We start from the raw sequence: 2,943 nt of genomic DNA, 5'->3' as shown, positions 1-2,943 counted from the left end.
ATCGTGAGCACGGCGGTGACACGCGTTGCGTCTGGCGAAAGGCGGAAGGTGAGGTCGGTTTGCGGAATGAGGTAGTCGTTTGGGCGATAGTCTTCGAGCTTGAAGACCTGGCCGGTGTCCGTGCGCATTCCGTGGGTTTTCCTGTCGATTGCGTTGGCGGCGGATTGTGTCCGCTGGTCCAAGAAATTTGAAGTCCGCGCTCTTTACACGAAACGGCCCCTCGACAAAACTGAGGCAATGCCTATTTCAGGCGTTCGTTCTCCTGTCATCATCACGAGGCATCCATGACCGTCGTCACACCGAAATTCGGCATGGGCGCATCCGTGCTGCGGCGCGAGGATGCCGCCTTCATCCAGGGCCAGGGCCGTTATACCGACGACATCCAGCCGGCTGGCGTCCTGCATGGCTATCTCCTGCGTTCGCCGGTCGCCAAGGCCAGCTTCACCATCGGTTCGACCGAGGCGGCGAAGGCCGCACCTGGCGTCCATCTGGTACTGACCGGCAAGGACCTTGCCCATCTCGGCGATCTGAAATCCGGCGTCATGCAGGAACAGCCGGACGGCACCAAGGCGCCGACGCGCGACATCCCGATCCTGTGCCGCGACCGCGTCAACTATGTCGGCGATGCCGTTGCCTTCGTCGTCGCCGACAGCCGTGCCTTGGCGCAGGATGCCGCTGAATTGATCGATGTCGACTATGACGGCGAAGACGCGGCTTCCGGGACCGCAAATGCACTTGCCGAAGGCACGCCGCTGGTCTGGCCGGAGCTCGGTTCCAACCGCGCCTTCAGCTACCACATGGGCGACAGGAAAAAGACCGAAGCGGCTTTCGCCAAGGCCGCACACGTCACCCGCATCGAGTTCGTCAACAACCGGCTGGTCTGCAACTACATGGAGCCGCGCTCCGCGATCGGCGAATGGAACGTCGAGGAGAAGCGCTTCGTGCTGACCACCGGGTCGCAAGGCGTGCACTCCATGCAGTACATCCTGGCCAGCGTGTTCAAGATCAAGAAGGGCCAGTTGCGCGTCATCACACCTGATGTCGGCGGTGGTTTCGGGCCCAAGAGCTTCGTCTACCGCGAATATCCGCTGGTGCTGGAAGCGGCGAAGCGGCTTGGCCGCCCGGTGAAGTGGGCCGGCGACCGCACGGAACACTTTCAGACCGACGCGCAAGGCCGCGACAATTTCGTCACGGCCGAGATGGCACTGGACAAGGACGGCCGCTTTCTCGGCATGAAGGTGGACCTGCTCGCCAACATCGGCGCCTATATCTCGCAATATGGTCCGTTCATCCCCTATATCGGCGTCACCATGTCGACCGGTGTCTACGATATCCAGGCGCTCGACGTCTCGGTGACCGGCCTCTACACCAACACCTGCCCGGTCGATGCCTATCGCGGTGCCGGCCGGCCGGAAGCAGCCTTCCTGCTGGAAAAACTGGTCGATGCCTGCGCCCACGATCTCGGCCTGCCCGTCGAGGAGATCCGCCGCCGCAATTTCATCCGGCCGGAGCAATTTCCCTACCGGACGCAAACCGGCCGCCTCTACGACACCGGTGAATTCGAAGGCCATATGGAGCGCGCCATTGAGCAATCCGAATGGAAAGCGTTTCCGGAGCGGCTGGCGCAGTCGAAGGCCGGCGGAAAAATCCGCGGTCTCGGCATGGCGACCTATATCGAGGCCTGTGCCTTTCCGGGCTCGGAGCCGGCCTTCGTCGAACTCAATGGCGACGGCACGGTGACGCTGAAGATCGGCACCCAGACCAACGGACAGGGACACGCCACCGCCTATGCGCAGTTCCTGTCGGAAAAGCTCAATCTCGACATCGACAAAATCCATGTCCGCCAGGGCGATACCGATGAATTGAAGGCCGGCGGCGGCACCGGCGGCTCGCGCTCCATTCCGCTGGGGGGTGTGTCGGCTTCCCGCGCGGGCGAGGATCTGGCCAACAAGATCAAGCGCATCGCCGCCGACGAGCTGGAGGCTTCTGCCGGCGACATCGAGTTGTCCGATGGTGTTGCCCGCATCGTCGGCACCGATCGCTCGCTCGATTTTTCCAGCATCGCCAAGGCCGCCAAGACGCCTGACGATCTCAAGGGCTTTGGCGAGTTCGTGCAGGACGAATGCACCTATCCCAACGGCACTCATATCTGCGAGGTCGAGATCGATCCCGACACCGGCGCGACCGAGATTGTCCGCTACACCATCGTCGACGATTTCGGCGTGACCGTGAACCCGATCCTGCTCGCCGGCCAGGTGCATGGCGGCGTCGTGCAAGGCATCGGCCAGGCACTGACCGAGGACACTATCTACGGCGAGGACGGACAGCTTTTGACGGCGAGCTTCATGGATTACGCCATGCCGCGCGCCGACAATTTCCCGTTCTTCCATTTCGAGACCCGCAACGTGCCGTCGACGACCAATGCACTCGGCATCAAGGGCGCGGGCGAGGCCGGCACCATCGGTTCGACCCCGGCGGCACTCAATGCGGTGACCGACGCGCTCTGGCGCGCTTATGGCGTCAAGCACATCGACATGCCGGCAACGCCGGCGCGTATCTGGGCGACGATCCGAGAAGCGTCGGGAGCGTGACAGCGGGCCCCGGCAGCCCCTCGGCCACAGCCAGCGATGATGCCGGCAGGCACGACACGCTTACCGGCATCATGCTCAAGATCGTGTCGGTGGCGGTCTTCGTCGGCATGCAGACCTGCATCAAAGCCGCAGGCACGGTTCCGGCCGGCCAGATTGTCTTCTTCCGCTCTTTCTTCGCCATCTTCCCGATCATCGCCTTCCTGGCCTTCAGGAAAGAGCTCGGCACTGCCTTCACCACCAAGCGTCCGTTCAACCACATCGCCCGCGGCCTGGTCGGCGTCTGCGCCATGGGGCTCGGCTTTTTCGCGTTGACCCGGCTGCCGCTGCCGGAAGCGATCACGCTGAACTACGC

At 63.1% G+C, this 2,943-nt stretch carries 1 protein-coding gene and 1 pseudogene; both read left to right on the top strand.

What is annotated here, in order from left to right; genetic code table 11:
* Positions 1-284 precede the first annotated feature (284 nt).
* Entirely contained in the window at positions 285-2,591 is a 2,307-nt protein-coding gene (locus ENZ75_RS27010; RefSeq protein WP_063167699.1) for a xanthine dehydrogenase family protein molybdopterin-binding subunit, read from the top strand.
* Positions 2,592-2,662: 71 nt separating this feature from the next.
* Positions 2,663-2,943, top strand: a pseudogene (locus ENZ75_RS27005) (EamA/RhaT family transporter); the annotation flags it as partial.

The sequence above is a fragment of the Mesorhizobium sp. M7A.F.Ca.CA.002.04.1.1 genome, assembly GCF_004022805.1.
Classification (GTDB): Bacteria; Pseudomonadota; Alphaproteobacteria; order Rhizobiales; family Rhizobiaceae; genus Mesorhizobium; species Mesorhizobium ciceri.
The sequence above is the reverse complement of the archived record's forward strand: the minus strand, read 5'-3'. Positions and strand labels throughout refer to the sequence as shown.